This window comes from Streptomyces afghaniensis, from assembly GCF_044327915.1.
Classification (GTDB): domain Bacteria; phylum Actinomycetota; class Actinomycetes; order Streptomycetales; family Streptomycetaceae; genus Streptomyces; species Streptomyces afghaniensis.
The window spans coordinates 221,871-242,043 of record NZ_JBIRGJ010000013.1 but is presented as its reverse complement, the minus strand read 5'-3'; the positions used below and the strand labels follow the sequence as shown (position 1 = coordinate 242,043).

20 protein-coding genes and 2 pseudogenes are annotated in these 20,173 nt (G+C 69.6%); 14 read left to right on the top strand and 8 right to left on the bottom strand.

What is annotated here, in order from left to right; all coding sequences use genetic code 11:
• Window positions 1-133: 133 nt before the first annotated feature.
• From ACH4G3_RS41075 to ACH4G3_RS41065, 3 genes are all read right to left on the bottom strand, one after another.
• A complete protein-coding gene (locus tag ACH4G3_RS41075) occupies window positions 134-1,060 on the bottom strand; it encodes a hypothetical protein (protein WP_397629254.1) in 927 nt (308 codons plus the stop codon).
• 67 nt (window positions 1,061-1,127) lie between these two features.
• Window positions 1,128-1,526 (bottom strand): peptidase inhibitor family I36 protein, encoded by a 399-nt coding sequence (locus ACH4G3_RS41070; protein WP_354747519.1) that lies wholly within the window; start codon window positions 1,524-1,526, stop codon window positions 1,128-1,130.
• Window positions 1,527-1,569: 43 nt separating this feature from the next.
• On the bottom strand, window positions 1,570-1,968 hold the full coding sequence (locus tag ACH4G3_RS41065; RefSeq protein WP_397629253.1) for an SH3 domain-containing protein: 399 nt from the start codon (window positions 1,966-1,968) through the stop codon (window positions 1,570-1,572).
• Window positions 1,969-2,318: 350 nt separating this feature from the next.
• On the opposite strand from ACH4G3_RS41065, the gene ACH4G3_RS41060 reads away from it, so the two are divergent.
• The 6 genes from ACH4G3_RS41060 to ACH4G3_RS41035 all read left to right on the top strand — a co-directional run bounded on the left by ACH4G3_RS41060 (window position 2,319) and on the right by ACH4G3_RS41035 (window position 6,061).
• Window positions 2,319-2,471, top strand: coding sequence for a hypothetical protein (locus ACH4G3_RS41060; protein ID WP_397629252.1), 153 nt, complete (start codon window positions 2,319-2,321; stop codon window positions 2,469-2,471).
• A 39-nt stretch (window positions 2,472-2,510) separates the two neighbouring features.
• Window positions 2,511-2,693, top strand: a complete 183-nt coding sequence (locus tag ACH4G3_RS41055; protein ID WP_397629251.1) for a hypothetical protein — start codon at window positions 2,511-2,513, stop codon at window positions 2,691-2,693.
• Complete coding sequence (locus ACH4G3_RS41050) at window positions 2,681-2,890, top strand: hypothetical protein (protein ID WP_397629250.1); 210 nt, start codon at window positions 2,681-2,683, stop codon at window positions 2,888-2,890. The genes ACH4G3_RS41055 and ACH4G3_RS41050 overlap by 13 nt, the downstream gene beginning before the upstream one ends.
• A gap of 302 nt (window positions 2,891-3,192) precedes the next feature.
• On the top strand, window positions 3,193-3,762 hold the full coding sequence (locus tag ACH4G3_RS41045; RefSeq protein WP_397629249.1) for a dihydrofolate reductase family protein: 570 nt from the start codon (window positions 3,193-3,195) through the stop codon (window positions 3,760-3,762).
• A 609-nt stretch (window positions 3,763-4,371) separates the two neighbouring features.
• Window positions 4,372-4,686, top strand: a complete 315-nt coding sequence (locus ACH4G3_RS41040; protein WP_397629248.1) for a hypothetical protein — start codon at window positions 4,372-4,374, stop codon at window positions 4,684-4,686.
• 490 nt (window positions 4,687-5,176) lie between these two features.
• Window positions 5,177-6,061, top strand: a complete 885-nt coding sequence (locus tag ACH4G3_RS41035) for a hypothetical protein (protein ID WP_397629247.1) — start codon at window positions 5,177-5,179, stop codon at window positions 6,059-6,061.
• Window positions 6,062-6,828: 767 nt separating this feature from the next.
• On the opposite strand, the gene ACH4G3_RS41030 is transcribed toward ACH4G3_RS41035, so the two are convergent.
• Window positions 6,829-7,725, bottom strand: a complete 897-nt coding sequence (locus ACH4G3_RS41030) for an alpha/beta fold hydrolase (RefSeq protein ID WP_397629246.1) — start codon at window positions 7,723-7,725, stop codon at window positions 6,829-6,831.
• 99 nt (window positions 7,726-7,824) lie between these two features.
• On the opposite strand from ACH4G3_RS41030, the gene ACH4G3_RS41025 reads away from it, so the two are divergent.
• Window positions 7,825-8,391 carry a TetR/AcrR family transcriptional regulator gene (locus ACH4G3_RS41025; protein WP_397629245.1) on the top strand — a complete coding sequence of 189 codons (567 nt, stop codon included), beginning with the start codon at window positions 7,825-7,827 and terminating at the stop codon, window positions 8,389-8,391.
• Window positions 8,392-8,814: 423 nt separating this feature from the next.
• Here the strand turns inward: ACH4G3_RS41025 and ACH4G3_RS41020 are convergent, their stop codons facing one another.
• The 3 genes and pseudogenes from ACH4G3_RS41020 to ACH4G3_RS41010 all read right to left on the bottom strand — a co-directional run bounded on the left by ACH4G3_RS41020 (window position 8,815) and on the right by ACH4G3_RS41010 (window position 12,442).
• Window positions 8,815-10,572: a lysyl oxidase family protein gene (locus ACH4G3_RS41020; protein ID WP_397629244.1), complete on the bottom strand. Its 1,758-nt coding sequence runs from the start codon at window positions 10,570-10,572 to the stop codon at window positions 8,815-8,817.
• A gap of 469 nt (window positions 10,573-11,041) precedes the next feature.
• Window positions 11,042-11,575, bottom strand: a pseudogene (locus tag ACH4G3_RS41015) ((2Fe-2S)-binding protein); the annotation flags it as partial.
• Window positions 11,576-11,647: 72 nt separating this feature from the next.
• Window positions 11,648-12,442: a maleylpyruvate isomerase N-terminal domain-containing protein gene (locus ACH4G3_RS41010; protein WP_397629243.1), complete on the bottom strand. Its 795-nt coding sequence runs from the start codon at window positions 12,440-12,442 to the stop codon at window positions 11,648-11,650.
• 328 nt (window positions 12,443-12,770) lie between these two features.
• Here ACH4G3_RS41010 and ACH4G3_RS41005 point away from each other — a divergent pair, with 328 nt between their 5' ends.
• The 3 genes from ACH4G3_RS41005 (at window position 12,771) to ACH4G3_RS40995 (ending at window position 14,869) form a co-directional block, all read left to right on the top strand.
• On the top strand, window positions 12,771-13,343 hold the full coding sequence (locus ACH4G3_RS41005; RefSeq protein ID WP_397629283.1) for a TetR/AcrR family transcriptional regulator: 573 nt from the start codon (window positions 12,771-12,773) through the stop codon (window positions 13,341-13,343).
• Window positions 13,344-13,651: 308 nt separating this feature from the next.
• Window positions 13,652-14,278 (top strand): NAD(P)-dependent oxidoreductase, encoded by a 627-nt coding sequence (locus ACH4G3_RS41000; RefSeq protein WP_397629242.1) that lies wholly within the window; start codon window positions 13,652-13,654, stop codon window positions 14,276-14,278.
• 114 nt (window positions 14,279-14,392) lie between these two features.
• Window positions 14,393-14,869 (top strand): tautomerase family protein, encoded by a 477-nt coding sequence (locus ACH4G3_RS40995; protein ID WP_397629241.1) that lies wholly within the window; start codon window positions 14,393-14,395, stop codon window positions 14,867-14,869.
• Window positions 14,870-14,896: 27 nt separating this feature from the next.
• Here ACH4G3_RS40995 and ACH4G3_RS40990 read toward each other — a convergent pair.
• Window positions 14,897-15,481: pseudogene (locus ACH4G3_RS40990) on the bottom strand (TetR/AcrR family transcriptional regulator).
• Window positions 15,482-15,575: 94 nt separating this feature from the next.
• Between ACH4G3_RS40990 and ACH4G3_RS40985 the strand changes: the two are divergent.
• From ACH4G3_RS40985 to ACH4G3_RS40970, 4 genes are all read left to right on the top strand, one after another.
• Window positions 15,576-16,250, top strand: a complete 675-nt coding sequence (locus ACH4G3_RS40985; protein ID WP_397629240.1) for a PaaI family thioesterase — start codon at window positions 15,576-15,578, stop codon at window positions 16,248-16,250.
• Window positions 16,251-16,329: 79 nt separating this feature from the next.
• Complete coding sequence (locus ACH4G3_RS40980; protein WP_397629239.1) at window positions 16,330-17,373, top strand: AraC family transcriptional regulator; 1,044 nt, start codon at window positions 16,330-16,332, stop codon at window positions 17,371-17,373.
• Window positions 17,374-17,429: 56 nt separating this feature from the next.
• Window positions 17,430-18,953 carry a flavin-containing monooxygenase gene (locus ACH4G3_RS40975; protein WP_397629238.1) on the top strand — a complete coding sequence of 508 codons (1,524 nt, stop codon included), beginning with the start codon at window positions 17,430-17,432 and terminating at the stop codon, window positions 18,951-18,953.
• Window positions 18,954-18,955: 2 nt separating this feature from the next.
• Window positions 18,956-20,101: a serine hydrolase domain-containing protein gene (locus ACH4G3_RS40970; protein ID WP_397629237.1), complete on the top strand. Its 1,146-nt coding sequence runs from the start codon at window positions 18,956-18,958 to the stop codon at window positions 20,099-20,101.
• Window positions 20,102-20,173 lie beyond the last annotated feature (72 nt).

The window sequence follows — 20,173 nt, the reverse complement described above, 5'->3', positions numbered from 1 at the left end:
GTCCGTCAACAGCTTGAGCACGCCAAGCCGGATACCAACTGGTGGAGCACAAGTACGGAGGCGGCACCCGCTCCGGCGCCTGACCTGAACCCGAACACCCAGTGAGGTCAGCGGCAACCGGAGAGACAGGCCGTCAGCTGTCGCGCCCGGAGGCGCTCCTTGTGGCGAGGACGTGCCCGGCAGCGGCGAGCTGGCCGCGTTTGCGCTCCTTGAGGGCCTCCAGCCGCCGCTCTCCGGCTGCTGCCAGCATCCGTCTCTGGTGCGCGGCGTCGACCGCGTACCAGACGCCCACAAGGTTGGTCTCCCTCTTGCAGGCCACGTCCGCCACAGCCGTCGCGATCTCCCGCGGCGTGACCCCGGTGCCCCGGAAGGCCTTGTCGTTGATCGCCTGCCACGGGTCGTCGTAGGCGTGCCCGCGCTTCTCCATGCAGGCGGACCACCGCTCGAAGGCCGACCGTACGCGCGGGTCCTCCATCGCCCGCAGCACGCTGGCGGTGTCGATGCGGCGGACCGCCTCCGCCTCACCGACGGCGCCGTCGCGGACCAGCGCGCGGCGCGCCTCCCCCATGCAGCCCCCCTCCGGCACGGGCTTTCCGCGGTGACGGACCGGAGCGGGCGACCGCTCCGGTCCGTGACCGACGCCCCTGCCCTCCAGCACCGTCACCTGATCGTCGGACAGCGCCGGTCGCGAGACGGGCCCGGTGCTGTCAGCGGGTAGCTGGTAGCCGTGCGCCCGCGCCTGCCCGGGATCCGCCAGCCCGTAGCGACGGTCCGTGCGCGAGCGCACGGGGCTGCGACCCGCGTTCTCCACGGGCTCGTACCGCAGCCCGAACCTCCTCATGCACGCGGCGGCGAGAATCTGCTGCGCAGACGTCACCCGGGCCCACTGCGCGTCGCTGAACTGGTACTCCTCCAGCGGCAGACGCAGGCCCACGGGGTCGAGCACCCGTGGGGTCGCCGTCACCTCGGGCCGCGCCGGTGCGGCGTCGACGCGGTCAGGGGAGCACCCGACGGCCCCCAGAAGCAGGAGCATGCCGGCGGCCGCGGCTCTCGTACGCAAGGAATCCCCCCGTGGCGTCTTGCGGGCGGCCCCGTCGAGCGGGGCGCGCCCTGGTGTCGTCGGCGATCTAGCAGACCCAGTTGAACGACGCGTTGTCGTTCCAGGCGTTGACGAGGTTCGCCGACCCGTAGGAGGGAACGGTGTCGTACGGGCCGCTGTAGTTCTCGTTGTAGTACACCCGTGCGTTGCACACGAAGCGGTTGCTGGCCGAGGCGGAGTTGTTCTTCACCTGCTCGCCCTGACCCGACCCCGGACCGAGGAACCTGTCGCCGGCGAAGTCCGGCTGCTGCAGGTAGTAGTCGTGGTAGGAGCCGGTGAGGCCGCTTCCCCAGTACATGCACACCTCGGCGGCCTCACAGACGCCGTTGTGCCCGTGGGACGAGGCGTGGGCGGTGCCCGTGGTGCCTAGGCCGCCGGCGATCGCGGCCGTGAGCGCGGCCGCGACCGCGAGTCCTCTTGCGCGCATCTGTCTCTCCTCCTGCTCGGCTGACTCGGGCGGGACCCGCCGGTCAGCAGTGTCGGATCTGCTGCTGCCACACGCTGGGGTTGCCGGTGTTGAGGTACCAGTCGTTGACGTAGCCCGACCGCACCCCCACGTCGATGAGCATCCAATAGCGGTAGTTGGGGTTGTCCGCCGCTCCGTCGCCGGTCGTCCAGCAGGTGAGGCCGACCTCGTCACCGTTGAGGAGCGTCCCGTGGGGAACGTTGGCGTACCCGTATCCGGGACCGGTGCGCATCTGCAGCCAGGAACCCGGGTCGATCCCGGTCACCGTCGTGCAGTTCGTCATGTCCCCGGAGATGCTGCACCGGTGGATGGCGGCGTCCGCGGGCGTTGCCAGGCCCAGCACAGTGGCTGCGGTGGCCAGTGCGGTGATGAGCACGCCCGGGCGACGGGGTCGAAGTGTCATCGGGATCTACGTCCTCTCGGGTGACCGGCACCAGGTGTGTCCAGCTGGTTCGTCATGCTAGGCAGGCTTGGGACGAGCAGGTCCCTGACAGCTGTCAGGGTGACCACGCACGACACTCCCGGCCCGGGCCCGGACACGCATCCCGTTACCCCGCGTTGATGCCCTGGGGCGGGCGGCCCTCGGACTACGGATACGGCCACCAGGTCCCCGCCTGGGTCCACAGAGGCCTGGGTAAAGCGTTGCCCCGGCCGTCCGAACCGCCGGTTCGGGTAGCGTCCTTGCCTGGCGCCACGACTGGCACCACTGCCGCATCCGCACATACCCCCGGCGCCCCGCCCGCCGGACGCCATGTGGGGCTCGCTACGTTCCGCAGGGACCTCGTCGCCCTCGTCCGTGCCGGCGCCCGCTTCGAACGCGGCCAGCTGGTCGAACGGCCCGACATGACCGACCCGCAGCACGACCGTGAACCCGCCGAGCACCAGCGTTACGCGCACTACCTGTAGCCCCTCGATGCCGTCTCGGAGGCGGAGGAGGCGGAGCTGGTGGCCGCAGTGCTGCGCGATCAGGATGAGGCGATGGCGCAAGGGGCAGTGGTTCACCACCTGGACCGCCGGGCAGCCCAGCCTCTGACCGACGCCGAGTTCACCGTCTGGGCTCACATCATGGCCGCGGTCATCGGGGACCGGGACTACCTCGCCCGCCGCCTGGGCGAGTGGACCTGCTGAGGACCATCGCCCTGGACGAGCCATGGACCGCCGAGGCGCTTACCGCCGCATCCGACTGGTTCCCACGCACAGCCGCGACCACGCAGATCATCACCTTGTCCGACGCCTTCACCCTGCTCGCCGAACAGGGACGAACCCACCGCGTCCGCAACGCGGCAAGCCGACGGATGGAACAACTGGATCAACCACCGAACTGACTCGTGCCGCGTCCAGGCAACGTTGCGACCTTCGTCGTTGCCCCTGAGCCGGCGGTAGGTGACGCGGCACCGTGCATCGAAGTCGAGCGTTATGGGCGCCACCCCGTTGCGAACCTGAACGCCCCGAGCGCCGCATCGGTCACGCGCTCCGTCTGCGGTCTGGTTCGCATCACGACGACGTTAAGGTTCGCATCACGACGGCGTCAAAGTAGGTGCGATCGGGGCGCCGATGAGAAATGGCGCCGACAGTCGTCTGAGTAGGGTCCGGTGAACGCGGGGCGCGCATCAAGGAGAGCAACGAGATGAGACCACTTCGATACTCGATCAACGTCACGCTCGACGGCTGCTGCCATCACGAGGCAGGGCTCCCCCCGGACGAGGAGTCGATGCGCTACTGGACCGCTGAGATGGAGCGAGCTGATGCCCTGCTCTTCGGCCGGGTGACCTACGAGATGATGGAGTCGGCGTGGCGGAAGCCGGCCACGGGCACGTGGCCTGACTGGATGGATGAGTGGCAGATCCCGTTCGCCGAGACCATCGACCGGGCGCAGAAGTACGTCGTGTCGAGCACGCTGAGCGGGGTCGATTGGAATGCCGACCTGGTGCGAGGCGACTTGGGGCAAGCGGTTCAGCGGCTCAAGCAGGAGTCAGGCGAGGGCCTGTGGGTGGGTGGCGTGACGCTCCCCCTGGCGTTGGCAGATCTGGGACTGATCGACGAGTACGAGTTCCTCGTTCAGCCGGTCCTTGCCGGACACGGGCCGACATTGCTCGCCGGTCTGCGCGAGCGCATCCAGCTCGAGCTCGTGGACCGCCATGAGTTCCGGTCGGGGGCGGTAGCCCTGCGATACCGGCCCACGCGAGTTTCGGCTTGACGTGATGTGTCCTGGAACGTTGGCCGCTCCCTCGCGACGGAACGACGGCTCGGGGTCGCGTTGTCCCGCGCTGGCCGTACCCCCGAACGGCGGACATATCGACGGGGGACATCGCCCCGAGGCCGTGAACGCTGTCGCCAGGCCTGTGCGGTGGCTGTTGCGGTAGCGGCTGGGCGATTGGAGCTTCAGGCCGGTGCGGCCGCGGTGCCAGTGGTCGGGGATGTCGAGAATCAGCGAAGTAGGCTCGTGTCTATGGATGCGCTCTTACCGTTCCTGATCTTGGTCGGGGTCCTTGCCGCAGTCCTGGGCTTCTTTGTGTGGCTGGCGGCGCATATCCGTCGACGGGGCCTCGCGGGCGGGGCCATGAGTGCAGCCCTGGCCTCATACGAGGAGGCATTCCGGATCACGGCTCATGAGGCTCACGTTGAGATCCGAGCGCAGGCGGAACGCAAGGCGCCGATTCTGTCGCCTGACGACCACTGGGGGCGAGGCCCTGGCCAAGCCGGTCAAGCGGGGGCAGAGGAGCGTCGGCCCCGTCAGCCGCGTCCTCGCCGGTCACGTCGAGGGCTCGGCCGCTGGGTCGATCGGCTGCGGCATGGTCGCTGACCGGTGGACACTGTGCTGTGGGCTGCCGGAGCAGTCGTTGGGCTGGGCGTTGCCGTGTTCCTGGCGGATCGGGTTCTGCTGGTGATGGAGGCTCGGGGCTGGATCTACTCGCGCAAGACCAAGGGCCTGTCGTCCATCGGTGTTGACCTCATCCAGGAGAGTGACCCCGGAGCCCAGGCCGTCAAACGCGCTATGGAACAGGAACGCGTGCGCAAGAACGTCAGGCCGGCGGAAGACCCGCCCTTCCGGGTGGACCTGGACGCCGGCACGGTGCACATTCGCCGCACTGGACACGGCGGGCAAGAACAGGCGCCTTGATCCTGGCGCCCTCCTGACGCCGGTGAATGCGGGCCTTGTCGTGGACGGGGCCCGGGGTGGTGACCTCAGTCAGCGGCATCTTGCGCTGCGGCCCGGGCTTGCTGTTCCTCTGCGGCCGTTCTTGCGGAGCCCATTCGGAAACAGCCGGCCATAGATGCCGCCTTGGGGATGCCGGTGTGCGGGATCCTCAACCAGATCCAGCCGACCCTTCAGGTTGGCCAGAGGCGCAGAGACCGCCACAAGCCCCGCCAGCCGGGTGTGGGAGTCACGCCGCATGGCGATCAGCCCGGCCACGGACAGGCGTCCCGAGCGTCGTGCTGTCCCTGGGTGCAGCACGCTCTGGATGTCTGATACATCTGAGGCCGTTGTCAACCGCCTGACCGCGTGGACGATGCCCTGGTCGACCGACTCCCCGTCATCAGCCCAGTTCACCGACCCTGCAGGTGCACCCGGACACGGGGCTGACTACGCGGCCCTGAGGGAGACCGCCATGCAGGTGCGCTACGCCGCGCTCGTCTTGCTCTTCGCGTGCGGCGCGGTGCCACTGCTGCGCCGGCTGTCGGACCGCGGCGCCGGGCGCGCGGCCGTCGCCGTGGCGGCCCTGTGGGGCTGGGGAATCGTTGCGGCCATGCTCGCCGTCACGGTGTCCGCGCCCTGGATGGTCGCTTCCGGCGGCTCCGCCGCGTTCCGGCTGCTGCCCGGCCTCGCAAGTGCCATGTCCCAGGGCCGCGAACTCCCGGTGGGTGCTGCCCTGGTCGCCGCCGCGGGCGCCGTCGGCCTCATGACCCTGCTGCGGCCCGAAGTGACACCCCCACCTGGCCGGCCTGTGCCGACCGCGGCCACCGCGCCGCTCGCCGCGACCCTGGGCACCGCCGTGGTCGCCATCGCCCTCGCCGTCCTGTCCAACGACCGGGTGGCCGGGCGGATGCAGACCGGGTTCGCGGGCAACGAGCGGCTGTCCGAGCCCGGTGATCTGCTGCGGCAGTGGATCCAGCTTGGCGCCTGGACCCTGCCCACTGGCTCCGCTCCCGGGCGCTGGCTGCTGTACCGGATCGGCGACCTGGTGCTACTCGCCCTGGTCTGGTGGGGGCTGCGGCTGCTGCCCGTCCTACTCGACCGCGTCACCTACCCCGCCTACTCGCTCGGCGCCGTCGCCACCACCCTGGGCATGGTGATGAGCGAACTCTGGCACTCGCTCCTCTCCTATCAAGGCAGCACCGGTGGGCCCCTGCCCTACTACGTCTCCGAAGGCTCAGGCGTGTCGGCGGCGCTCGTCTTCGGCATCCTCGCCGGCTGCGCCAGCACAGTGACCGTCCGGATCCGCAGCCGCGCACAGCAACCCGCCCCGCCCACACCGCAAACCCAACCGGCCTGACCGGGCCGGCCGAACAACGCGGGAGGTGGTGCTTTCCCGGCTGGAGATCACGCGGGCGAGCACGACCGAGATCCTGTCGGGCGACGAGAGCGTCTCGGTTGCCGCGGCGGAAGCGGACGCGGGCGACGCGGAGATGGCAGAGCGCCGGTCCCCGGCGGAATCGGCGGTCGGGGTGCGGCTGGTGCCGCATTTGGCGCCCGGACTGGCCGTGGGAGTGCTGCCGGATTCATACCGGGACATCGTCGAGGTCCTCCAGAACTGGGCCTGTCCGCAGATCAACGGGGTGCGGCGGACCGGGCATGCCGCTAGCTGGAGAACAACGCCGCCTATCTCCCCTACGACGAGGCCCTCGAGGCCGGATGGCCGGTCGCCAGCGGCATCGTGGAGGAGCAGCACGGCATCTGGTGGCGGACCGTCTCGATATCACCGGCAGCCGGCGGACTGTCCCCGGAGGGGAAGCCGTCCTGGCCCTGCGGGACCCTCATCAGCAACGGCGACTCCCCCACCCGCACCCTGTTCGTTCCTGCTCGCCGTTCCTCTAGGCTCGAAGGAGGTCATCAACTACCGCATGACATCTGCCCGGTGACGGGGTCGGTGTGGGGTACGCGTCCGCGACACCCGGCCGCGGCAACGGTGCGGGGCCCGGTTCCTGCTCCCCCCGCCGACGACGAGGCCGTATTGGCGACACTGCACAGCGCAGGATGGCCTTCACGTGGCTTGTGGCCGAGGTCCTGCGGCCTCTTGTCGTGCGGGGCGGGATCGCCCGGTCAGCGCAGGAAGTCCAGCACTGCCTTGCTGAGTTCCTCCGGTGCCTCTTCGGGCAGGAAGTGGCCGGCTCCGGGGATGACCAGGCCGGTGACGTCCGTGGCCACCATGCGCATGGTCTCCGCCGGCATGGTGCCGGTGCTGTACTGACCGCCTATCGCCAGGACCGGGATGGACAGCGGTCCCTCGTCACGCCAGCGCAGGGCGTGCTCGGCGGATGTGTCCAGGGTCCGGTAGTACTCGAAGCTGGCGCGCAGAGCAGCCGGGTCACGCAGATTGTCGACGTAGACGTCGATGGCGTGCTGCGGGATGGCGCCGGGTGTGGCTGTCTTGGACGTGAAGGTGTGGCCGAAGTAGATCTCCTCGCGGCCGGCGACCATGCGCTCGTTGATGCCCTGCAGCCGGTTGAAGGCGAAGTGCCACAGAAACTCGTTGGTCGCGGGGTCCGACATCAACGGCGGGGACGGCGAGAGACCGGGAAGGATCGACTCGGCGCCGACGAAGCGAGTGACGCGGTCACGGTGGCTCGCAGCCTGGGCGTAGCCGACCAGCATGCCCAGGTCGTAACCGACGACGGCGAAGCGCTCGTGGCCCAGGGCGGTCATCAACTCGGCCATGTCGTCGGCGAGCGCGGCCGCGTCGTAGCCGGTGGCGGGCTTGTCGCTGGCGCCCATGCCGCGCAGGTCAGGGGCGATGACAGTGAAGTGCTCGGCCAAGGCGGGCATGACAAGGCGCCAGCTGTACCAGAACTGCGGCCAGCCGGGCAGGAGCAGCAGCGGCGGGCCGTCACCGCCGGCCACGGCGTGCAGGGTGAGGTCGCCGGTCTTGACGGTGTGGCTGGTGAACGTGTCGGTGAACCCGGCGGGCAGGTTCGGCACGTCGGTGACGGTGAACGGCATCGTGTTTCCCCTCGTGGTGCGGGCCGCCACAGCGAACCGGATGATGTATCCGCTTCACCGTAACACAAGGCGGATACTTCATCCGTTTATGCTGTTCGCATGACCAGTGCACCCATGCGCAAGGACGCTGCCCGCAACCGGCAGCGCATCGTCGACGTAGCCCGGCAGCTCGTCGACGAGGGCACCTCGCTGCAGCTCAACGACGTCGCCCGCCTCGCCAACGTGGGAGTGGCCACCGTCTACCGGCACTTCCCGACACCGGAGGCCCTGATGGAGACCGTGGCGACCCCGGGTCTGGAAGCACTGGTCGCCCACGCGGAACGGGCACTGACCGAGGAAGACCCCTGGAAGGCTTTGACCGGCTTCCTCGACGTCACCTTGGAGGCGCAGCTGACCGACCCTTCGCTGACCATCGTGCGCGCCGCGCCGGATCGTGTCCTGCCCCGCACCGAGGAACTGACCGCCGCACTGGACTCGCTCGCCGGCCAGTTGCTCGACCGCACGCGCGCAGCAGGCGCCGTACGCGGTGTGGTCACCTGGGACGACCTGCTGCCGCTCATGTGCGGGATCGCCTTTGCCGCCAACGTCCATGCCGAGGACCAGCAGACGCGCCTGGAGTCCGGCCGCCGCTACTTGGCGGTGATGCTGAAGGGGCTGCACGGCTGAGCCGCCTGGCCCGCGCACCAGGCCTCGCAGCAGCCCATCGCGCGGCGAGGTCGCCGTGGGTCACTGCCACCAACCGTCCCCCGGACCCGCAGTCGAAGCCGCTGCCGCCCCATCCCGCTCGATGTCAGGGCGACCCTACGAATCCGAGCGTGTGCACGCCAAAGAGGGCGAATGCATCCGGACAGCGCCGCCCCGCCGTCGGGGAGCGACGGCTTCGGCCGAGGCCGCTCTTGGCGCAGCAACCTTTGGTCGACGGGCTTCATCCCGTCTCGGCTCCCCTTCAGCGCCCGAATGAAAGTCACCGACCGCCGCGACTGTTGACTGCCATATGTGAGCTACGGACTCACGCTCAGAGGATGCCGCCGATGGCCGTGTCCCCGCCCCGATCCAGGGCGAGGACACGCACCGAGTCGCGCTGTGGGGTCAGTTGGCGTTCACCAGGTCGTGCGCCGGTACGGTGACCGTCCGCTCACCCGGCTTGCCGCCGAGCACGATCTTCCGCAGGGCGCTGTTGTTGTCGAGGTTCGTTTCCTTCAGCCGCTTCTCCGGGTTGGCCAGCACCTGGATGTAGTAGGTGCCGTTGGGCACGTCGGTGATGTCGAAGGACTGGCCCGGCAGGTCCTGGGTGTAAGTGTCACCGGAGCCGACGTCCAGCACCTCGCGAACGGAGATCGAGTTCTCCTCACCGCAGGCGGTGGCCAGGTCCGTGTTGTACGGGTGCCAGTTGGCGTTCTTCACCGTGTAGTCGATCGCGTCGGTGTTGGCCAGGCAGAACGCTTCCTTGCCGCTGCGCACGGCCTCCTTCTTGTCCGCCTTCAGCAGCCGGTAACTGGCGAAGTCGGTGAAGTGCCAGTGCTCGTGCCCCGGGCGCGGGTCCCACTCCATGGTGCCGGTCGGGGTGTAGCCGACCTGCTTGCCCTTGGCGTCGTAGAAGTACTGGAAGGCGTCCATCTTGTCCTTGCCGGGCGAGCGGAACCCGTCCACCACGAGCTGCGCCGGGCCGGCGTTCCAGACGTTGGCGCTGAACGCCAGGTGGTCCTTGCCCGGGATGTCCTTGCCGCCGTCGCTGATGGTGATGCCGTAGGCCGGCAGCGAGCGCAGGTCCGGCTTGGGGACGTCCGGGACGGAGGACTTACCGGTGGGCCGCTTCGACAGCGGTTCGAGGGCGGGCGCCTGACGCGAGCCGTCGGTCTGGCCGCCGGTGTCCCCGGCCTGCGGAGACAGCGCGGACTTCTGCTTCTTCTTCAGTGCCCACGGCAGTGCCGGCGGCGCGGCCTTCAGCGGGCCGTGGCCCACGTTGTACGAGGGACCCGCACCGCTCGTCACCGGCGCGGCGGCCTCGGCGGGGCCCGGGGCATGCCCCGGCCCGTGACCGGCGTGCGCGGTCGGCGCCTGGTGACCGGCACCGTGCCCGGCGTGCTCGCCGGCCTTCGCGGACCGGGGCACCGCCCCGGTGGTGCCCTCTTCGTCCTCGCCACTTCGTTCCACCACGGTCACCTTGACCGTGGCCGCCTTGTCGGCGATGCCGAACAGGTCGCGGTACTTCTTGGCGACACCGACCGTGGCCGTGTACGTACCGGCCGGCAGCTGGACCGGCTCGGTGTAGGAGCCCGCGTAGGTGTTGGCCGCCCAGCCCTTCTCGACGCCCCACACGGAGCCGAGGGTGAACGGGTTGGCGGGGCAGCTCTCCGGATACTTGGACGTGGAGGGTGCATCAGGCCGCACTCGGCCGCTGGCGTTGTTCGGGCAGAAGCTCTCGCTGCGGGTGAGTACCTTCTTGCCGGCTTCGTCGGTGAGGGTGATCTCTGCGAAGCCGGGCAGGCCGGAGAAGTCCTTCACGGTGCCGGCGGGCAGCTTCTTCGTCTTGGCCTTGCCGCCCTCGTACACGGTCTGGGTGATGGTCACCGGGTCCTTGTAGGACTTCCGGGTCACCTTGAGCTCCAGCGGTGCCCCCTCGGCGATGAGGTAGGTGCCGAGGTCCAAGTACACACCCGGCTCCTCCTTCCAAGAGGTGAGCGTCACCGAAGTGGTCGCCGCGATGAGGCTCAGCTCGGGGCCCCTCGCGGCCTTCGCCGGCTCCTGCGCCGCGGCCACGATGCCGGCCGTCACGGCTGTCACGGCGACGGCCGTGGTGCCGGCGAGCAGCGTACGCCGCAGCCGAGCGGTGCGTCTTCTGGTCATGGTTCCCTCGTCCTCCGGTGCGTTGAGCAGGAAGCAGGCGGCACGGCGCGTCCGCGAGGTCCGGGCCGGGGCCGTCACGTGAGAGGCGCTTGCTGTGCCCGCGCTGTGAGAGCAGCGGACCGGTTGTTCGGTTGTCCGAAAGACGGCAAGGGGTGGAGTATTGGCCGAATGTCGTCGTGGTGACGGAATTCAGCGGTCGGTGCTGCGGGCACGCACCTCCGCCTGGCGCGGAGCGCCGATCGCCTGGCGCCCTCGGTCAATGTCGGCGCCCCCACGATGTCCAACGCTTGAGCCTCGAGTGAGCGGCGCCAAGGAAAGGGCACTGCCTTGCAGCCACGTGGGAGTGCCTCAGGGCGCTTGGGGAGCGGGTCCGTCGGAGCGTCGGCGGCGGCGTCGGCTTCGGCGTCCGAGGAGCGGCCTGTCCGCACCCGCCCTCTTTCGGGCGCGACCGCTCACGCCCAGAGCGAAACGCGCTCTCCCCCTCGGCCGCACGTGCGACCGCCTGGACGATCGCCGCGTACGCGCCGCAGCGGCACAGGTTGCCGCTCATCCGCTCCCGTATCTCGTCCGCGGAAAGGGGCGGCGGCCCGGTCTCGGGCCGTACGTCACTGGTGACGGCGCTCGGCCAGCCCGCCGCGTGTTCTTCGAGCATCGCGACGGCAGAGCAGATCTGTCCCGGCGTGCAGTAGCCGCACTGGTAACCGTCCAGTTCGAGGAACGCCTGCTGCACCGGGTGCAGTTGCTCGCCGTCGGCCAGACCTTCGACCGTGGTGATCTGCCGGCCCTCGGCCGCCGCCGCGAGCTGCAGACAGGAAACGGTCCGGCGCCCGTCGAGCAGGACGGTGCAGGCACCGCACTGTCCTTGGTCACAGCCCTTCTTCGTGCCGGTCAGACCGAGCCGTTCGCGCAGTGCGTCGAGCAGCGTGGTGCGGTGATCGAGGGGCAGCCTGTGTTTCTCGCCGTTGATGTGCAATGTGATGGTGCTGGTCATCGATGGGGGCATCATCAGCCTTCTTTCACAGATCGGGAACGGCCGCTGACACAGGTCGCGGGTGTCTCCGGCCACCGCCCGGGCTCAGAACCCGGGGAAGACCCGCCGCAGGTCGTCCAGCGTCAGGGCACCTGCGGTGAGGGTCGCGCTCGTCGGTGTGTACGCGGGCGCGTGGCGGCCCGTCGTGAGGCGCAGCCACCACTCGGCGGGCGCGCTCAGCACCGCGTCGGGCTCGGCCGGCTCCTCGCCGAGCGCGACCGCTTCGTCGAGGTGGAGCCCGAAGGACTTCTCGGGTGCGGTGGCCCGTATCGCGAGGCGGACCGGACGGCTGTCCAGGGCATCGGTCTTGCCGAGGCGGCCGACGAGCATCCCGACCTGGTCGAGCAGTGGTCCGGTCGCGGCGGACGCCAGGACGGCCGCCGGGTCGAAGGCGACCTCGACGTCCCAGGTGTGGAAGGTGAGCTCGCTGAGCCGCAGGCCCGCCACCGTGGCCACGTCCACGGGCATCGGCAGGAAACCGAGGTTGATCCGCAGATCCTCGCGCGTCTGCGCGTCGAGGCTCTCGTAGCGGGTGACCAGCGCCTCGTCGGCGGGCCCGAAGCGCTCGGCCCGCTCGCCCGGGGACATCGCGTCCCAGCGCGCCCACACCGACTTGTTGAAGTCCGCGTCCTTGGGGCCGGTGCCGTCGAGGGCGCCTTCGAGGACGGCCAGGGCTATCTCCGCACCGCTTCCCAGGTGACCGAGCACCTGCGACACGTCCCACTCCGCCGCCCCGGACTTCCGGGTGAGGTCGACGGCGTCCAGGCCGCGCACCAGCGAGGCGAGGTGGTCGTGTCCGCTGCGCAGGGCAGCGATGATCTGGTCGGCGCGTTCACTCATGGTTCGTCTCCGTTGTTCGTGGCTGTGCAGCATGACGAGATCGCTTCCTGGATCAGCCTTCCTTCACGGGTTCGGGACGCGTCGGGAGCGTCCGGCAGGCAGACGGATCAAGGGGCGTGTCCGAAGACGGGGCGAGGCCGGGTGGCGATCAGTCGGGATATAGGGGCGGACGCCAGTGGCGCACACCAGCGGCCAATGTCGTCGAACGGTCCGGCCGCTATGGTGGAACTCAAGCGGACAGCAGTCCGGCACCGGGGAACCTAGTGGACGAGTGTCCGGTTAGGCAAGGGCTTCGGACGTAAGCCCGAGAGGAGGGCATGTGGAGTCGATGGCCGGCGGGCCACAGCGGTCGGACGCGCAGCGCAACCGGGAGCGCATCCTGGAGGTGGCACTGGTCGAACTGTCGCATTCCGCGGACGTCCCGATGAGCGTGATCGCCAAGAAGGCGGGCGTCGGACAAGGGACTCTCTACCGCAACTTCCCCAACCGCGAGGCGCTCATCATGGAGGTGTACCGCCATGAGGTGCAGCAACTCACCGAGCACGCCGCCGAGTTGCTGAAGACCAAGGAGCCCGACCAGGCCCTGCGTACATGGATGGACCGCCTCGCCCGCTTCATCATGGCCAAGACCGGACTGGCCGACGCCCTGCGCCAGGCCGCCGGCGCGACGGCAGGGCCGGAGCCGTCGGGGTACTCGCTGGTGTACGGATCGATCGAAACCCTGCTCAACGCCAACCACGAGGCAGGCACCATCCGCCCGGGAGTGACCGCCGACGACTTCCTCCTCGCCATCGCCGGCATCTGGCAGATCGACATCCGCGGGGACTGGCACGCCAAGACCACCCGACTGCTCGATCTCGTCATGGACGGCCTGCGCACGGGGGCTCCGGGGCGGCACTGAGGGCGACCCGACCCCGACAGCGGCGCGAGACGGGGGGGGTGGCCGACGGAATCCGCTCGGTGAATGGATCCGCCTCGACCCTTTCGCGTCACGTGCCCGCACACCGGCCTCCGTGAGCTCACTGTCCGACGTCCGCGCTCGACCCGTGCCGGAACCTCCCTTGCTAACCGGATAGCTGTCCGCTACCTTCCCAGTATCGGACAGTTATCCGGTTCGGTCCTGCCGTTGTGGCACGCATGTGACTGCTGACGCGCCAGGCGCACACCCACCCCCACCCGGCCCACACGCTCACGGAAGACCCCCTTGCCATGAAACTGCTCATCCTGGGTGCGACCGGTCCCACCGGTCGCCATGTCGTCGACCTGGCCCTGCGATCCGGTGACTCGGTCACGGCCTTGGTACGCAATCCCGCATCTCTGGACGACCTGGCCGAGAGGGTCACGCCGGTCAAGGGCGACGCCACATCGCACCGCGACATCGCCGCTGCCGCGGTCGGGCAGGACGCGATCGTCTCCGCACTCGGCAGGGGCAACTCGGTGCGCGCGGACGGCCTCTTCACACGCTCCTCGGCGGCCGTGATCGGTGCGGCGAAGGAAACGGGCGTCTCCCGGCTGGTGTGGCTGTCGTCGTTCGGCGTCGGCCGCACCTTCGACTGGTCGAGCACCGCACAGAAGGTGATCTACCGCACGCTGCTGCGGTCGATCTACGCCGACAAGGAGATCGCGGACGACCGCATCCGCTCCAGCGGTCTGGACTGGACCGTCGTCTACCCGACCCGGCTCACTCACGGCCCGGCCAAGGGCGCGTACAGCGCGGGAGACCGTCTGCCAATGAAGGGCAACCCGACGATCAGCCGCGCGGACGTGGCCGCCTTCATGCACCAGGTGGTACACGGCAGCGAGTGGATCCACCGCAGCCCCGTGATCACCGACTGACGCTTCGCCACCACCTCGCTCCGGCCGACCAGTCCAGCCAGCACATCTCGATATGACAGTTGTTATAGAAGCTGTGTAGCCTGCTGTCCATAACGACTGTCATAGGAGGATGTCGTGACCATCATCACCGTGAACACCCCCAAGGGACGCCTGAGCCTGGAGCAACGCCGCGAGCTGGCCGAGACGCTGACGGACGCGGTGCTGGTGCCCGAGGTGGGCCAGTTCGCTCCGGCAGCCCGGCCCGGCTTCCAGGTGCACTTCGTCGAGCGCGAGCGGGACATGATGGCCATCGGCGGCCGACTGCTGGCGGATGCCGATCCGGAACTCGACGTGATGGTGATCGACCTCGCGGTCATGGACGCCGCCTGGCAGCCGGAGGTGCGGGCCGAGGTCATCGAACGCGTGCTGGCCGCGATGGCGGCGGCATGCGGGCTGGAGAAGCCGGCGCCGGCCTGGTGGGTCAACTTCCGGGTGATCGACGAGGGCAGCTGGGGCTCGTCCGGCGGTGTGCTGTCGATCCTGCCGCTGCTTCAGAGCGGAGTGTTCACGGAGGAGCGGGTCAAGGCGGTCCGTGCCGCGCTGGACATCTGAGGCCTGAGGCGTCGAGCGCCAGCCGGCTCAGTCCTCGATCGCGTCAAGGACGAGCGCCCGCAACTGCTCGGCGATGCGATCAAGGGGGTCGGTGCTGCGCTTGGCACGGCACATGGCCACGGTTCCCTCGACGGCCGCGACCAAGAGCGTCGCGAGTTGGGACGCCCGCTCCGGCTCGGCGCCGTGCTCACGCAGGGAGTCGGAGAGCAGGCTCTCTCATGTGGTGAAGACGTCGGCAGCGGCCGCCAGGACGGCGGACGGCTCGCCGGCGGCTGGTTCCTCGATGGAGACCGCGAGGACCGGACAACCAGCCCGGAAGTCACTGTCGACGACGACCTGACGCCAGAGAGCGAGGAAGGCTTGCAGACCGGCAACCGGACCAGCCCGCAATTCCTTGCGCAGGCTGCGCGCGGTCCACTCGCCCGTGAAGCGCACAGCCTCGGTGACCAACTGGTGCTTGCCCTCGGGGAAGTAGTGGTACGTCGAGCCGAGCGGCGCCCTGGCGTGCTTGGCCGTCTCGCGGATGCTCGTCGCGTTCAGGCCACGCCGACTGATCATGTCGGCCGCACCGGCCACGATCCGCTCGCGCGCTGACGGACTGGACTCGGTCACCTGCGAACCCCTTCTGATCCCTGATCTATAACAATTGTCATAGCTTACCGTGATCGCCCACCGGACCTCGCCCCTCCACACACGGAGAAAGCCGATGCACACCCCCCTCGCCGAGCCGCCCGCAGAAGCGGGAGCGGAGTACCTGGAGCACCAGAAGGCGGCCATCACCCGCCTGGGGCACGAACTGCGCACCCTGGTGGAGGCCACGGTCCGCACCGCCGCCTCGCCCGACACGCTCCACCGCGTGGCGGACGGCGTCCGCCACGTCGCCGGCCAGCTGACCGGGCGTCGGCGCGCACGAGCGGAGATCCCCGAGGTGGACGGGTTCCCCGGCGGGCCACGGATGTACAGCCCGGTCGTCGGGGCGGGCAGTCCACTGGCCCCGCCCGTGAGCATCACGCCCACCGATGACGGTGTGATCGGTCACTGCACGCTGGGCATCGCCCACGAAGGCCCGCCCGGCTACGGCCACGGCGGCATGAGCGCCATGCTCCTGGACGAACTCATGGGCCAGGCCTGCACCGCCGCCGGAACCCCCGGCATGACCGTCTCCCTCCAGATGCGCTACCACCAGCCCATTCCGCTGGAGACACCCCTGCGCGTCCTCGGGCGCGTCACCGGCACGGACAACCGGAAGGTCTTCGTGACCGGGACGATCACCACCGAGGCGGACCCTTCCACGAACCTGGTCACCGCGGACGGTGTCTTCATCGCGCCGGACCCCGCCCGTGCCCGTGCGCTGTTCCCCGGCATGCGGGAGGAAACCTGAGCGACCACGGCGACTGGAGGGCCTGCCGGCAGCGGGTGTCCGCCGCCGGAGAGGATCAGGAACCGCAGGAGATCGACGCATGCAGATGGAGATCCGGGCCGCCGCGATCCGCGGCATCGATCGTCTGATCGACGACCTCGGTGGCGACGGAGCGGCGCTGTTGTCCGAGTTCGGTGTCTCGCCCGCTGATCTGGACTCGGAGCACGGGTTGTTGCCGACAGTGACGGCCGGGCGGATCCTGCGCAGCGCCACGAAGAGACTGAACTGCCCTGATTTCGGGCTGCGCCTGGCGGCGTATCAGGACATGTCGATGCTCGGCCCGTTGGCTCTGGCGGTGGGGAACTGCGACACGGTCGGAGAGGGGCTGGACTGCGCGTCGCGGTTCCTTTACGTGCACAACCAGGGGATCCGTCTGTCGCGCGCGCGGGATCCCGAACGCTATGCGGGCGTCGGCGCCGTCGAATACCGGATGCTGCATCCGGACATCCCCTACGAGCCGCAGACCATCGACGCGGGTCTGGGACTGCTGCACCGCAATCTCATCACGATGAGCGGGGGATACGACCTGCTCGGGGTCTACCTGCCCCATCCGCCGCTGACCGACGAGTCGGTGTACACCGAGTTCTTCGGTGCGCCGGTCCGGTTCGACACCGGCCGTGCCCTGCTGCGGGTGCCGACGAAGCTCTTCGCCCAGCCGATGTCGACCCCGGTCAATCCCGAACTGCGCCGCATGGTCGTGGAGTACCTGGAGGCGCACTACACCGATCCGCGTGAGAGCGTCGTGACCGCGGTGCGGTCGGCGGTGAGCCGCGCGCTGGGCACGGGCCCGGCGCGGATCGATCTGGTCGCTCAGTGGCTGCACACGCATCCGCGCACGTTGCAGCGCCGGCTGGCACAGGAGGGCACCTCGTTCCAGGCGATCGTCGACGACGTCCGCAAGAACGCGGCGTACCGGCTGCTGACGGGGACCGACATGACGTTCTCCCAGGTCGCGTCGCTGGTGGACCTGGCCGGACAGGCGGCCCTCACGCGTGCGGCGCGCCGCTGGTTCGGCAGGACGCCGACGCAGGTCCGCCGTGACGCCAGGAACACCTCTGCCGCGCCGCGTGTCGTGCGGAGTTAAATTCTTGTCGCCCAGGGCAAAGCGACGTCTTCGGGGCGCTTCCATACTCGGGTGCCATGACCAGTCCCCCACGCCCCGCCTCGCTGCCCGGTCATGTCGACGTCCTGATCGTCGGCGCGGGTATCTCCGGTATCGACGCCGCGTACCGGTTGGGGTCGCAGTGTCCCGATCGGTCGTACGCCGTGCTGGAGGCCCGTGAGTCCCTGGGCGGGACCTGGGATCTGTTCCGGTATCCGGGAGTCCGTGCCGACTCCGACATCTACACGCTCAGTTTTCCGTTCGAGCCCTGGACCGGCGAGAACTCCATGGCCGACGGGGACGAGATCCTCGACTACCTGCGGCGCACCGTCGACCGGTTCGGCATCGACCGCCACATCCACTGCTCCACGAAGGTGGTCGCGGCCGACTGGTCCGGTGAGACGGCCCGTTGGACGGTGACCGTCGAGCAGCCCGGGGGCGAGGACGGACCGCGGCTGTCCACCGTGACCTGCTCGTTCCTCTACCTGTGCACCGGCTACTACGACTACGAGCGCGGCCACGACCCGCGGTTCCCTGGCATCGAGTCCTTCGACGGGACGGTGGTGCATCCGCAGTTCTGGCCCGAGGGGCTCGACCACACGGGCAAGCGGGTCGTCGTGATCGGCAGTGGCGCGACCGCGATCACCATCGTCCCCGCGATGGCCCGCGACGGGGCACAGGTGACCATGTTGCAGCGCACGCCGACCTGGGTCAGCGCGTTGCCGCGCCGGGACCGGTTCGCCGCCAGGGTCCGGCGGCGGCTGCCCGCCGGGCTGGCGCACCGGGTCATCAGGGCGCGCAACACCGCCTACTCCAACGGCTTCTACCACTACTGCCGGCGCTTTCCCGAACGCGCGCGGACCCTGCTGACCAGGGCCGCCGCGCGGCGGATCGGCGAGGAGGCGGTGCGTGAGCACTTCACCCCGCCGTACGCGCCTTGGGACCAGAGGGTGTGCATCACGGCCGACGCGGACCTGTTCAAGGCGATCAAGCGCGAGGAGGTCGAAGTGGTCACCGATCACATCGACGGCTTCGTCGCCGACGGGATCCGGCTGCGGTCAGGCAGGGTACTGCCGGCCGACATCGTGGTGACGGCGACCGGGCTGCGCATGCTGGCGTTCGGCCATATAGCGGTGAGCGTCGACGGCGAGCCGGTCGAGCCCGCGCGTCATCTGCTGTGGCGGGGCGCCATGCTCAGCGACGTGCCGAACTTCGCGCTCTGCTTCGGTTACGTCAACCTGTCCTGGACGATGCGGGCGGACCTCACCGCGCGGCTGGTCTGCCGGGTCCTCAACCACATGCGTCGCGCCGACCTCGCGGCGGTCACCCCGCCCGCGGAGCCGGGCGTCCGGGAACAGCCCCTGATCGAGCTGGCGTCCGGCTACGTCCAGCGGGGCGTCCAGAGCTTTCCCCGGCAGGGCCACCGCGCCCCGTGGCGGATGCGCCAGACCTATCTGCTGGACACCGCCGACATCGCGCGCGCCAGCCTCCGACGCGAGCTGCGCGGTGTGCCTCGCGCGTCGGTTCGCCCGGCCGCCGACGACATCAGGGCCGGAGGCTGACCATGGCGGATCTGGACGGAGTGTGCGACGAGCGTTTCGCGGAGGTGGCCGCGCGGCTGTCCGAGAACCTCGACGCGGGCGACGAACTGGGGGCCTCGATCGCGGTCCTGGTCGACGGGGAGCCGGTGGTCGACCTGTGGGGCGGCTGGGCCGACCAGGGCCGTACGGCGCCGTGGCGGCGCGACACGATCACCAATGTCTGGTCGTGCACGAAGACGGTCACGTCCCTGGCGGCGCTGCTGCTGGTGGAGCGCGGACTGCTCGACGTCGACGCCCCGGTGGCCCGGTACTGGCCGGAGTTCGCCGCGCGCGGCAAGGAGGGCGTGCTGGTCCGGCACCTGCTGTCGCACACCTCCGGCGTCTCGGGGTGGGACCGGCCGGTGACCGTCGCGGACGTCCGTGACGTACCGGCGTCGACGGCCCGGCTGGCCGCACAGGCACCGTGGTGGCCCCCGGGCACGGCATCCGGTTACCACCTGCTCAACTACGGCCATCTGGTGGGCGAGTTGGTCCGGCGGATCGACGGGCGCACCCTGGGCCGGTTCGTGGCCGAGGAGATCGCCGGTCCGCTGGGCGCCGACTTCCACATCGGTCTGCCGGACTCGGAGTTCGGGAGGGTCGCCGATGTCGTGCCGCCGCCGTTCCGGTCGAGCGATCTCGTCGGCGCCGATCCGAACGGTGTGGCGACGAAGACCTTCACCGGTCCCCTGGGCGGTGCCGAGGAGTCGTGGCACCCCGAGTGGCGTCGCGCCGAGATCGGCGCGGCGGGCGGCCACGGCAACGCCAGGTCGCTCGCCAGGATCCACTCCGTCATCGCCTGCGGGGGCACGCTCGACGGCGTACGCCTGCTGTCACCGTCGACCATCGACCTGATATTCCGTCAGCAGACGGACGGGCCGGACCTGGTGCTCGGGGCGCACCTGCGCTTCGGCATCGGATTCGGACTGCCGTCCCCGGCGGTGCCGTACCTCCCGGGAGGACGGATCTGTTTCTGGACCGGATGGGGTGGATCGGTGGTCGTCATCGACACCGAACGCCGGGCCGCGGTCTCGTACGTCATGAACCGCATGGGCACCGGCCTGCTCGGCAGCGACCGCACGACCCGGTACGTCAAGGCCGCTTTCGCAGCCCTGGATCGAGGGCGCTGATGCGTCGACGGGTTCGCCACCGAGCCGGCGGCGCGTGACGGCGGCCTGCGCCATCTGCCATTTTTATAACGA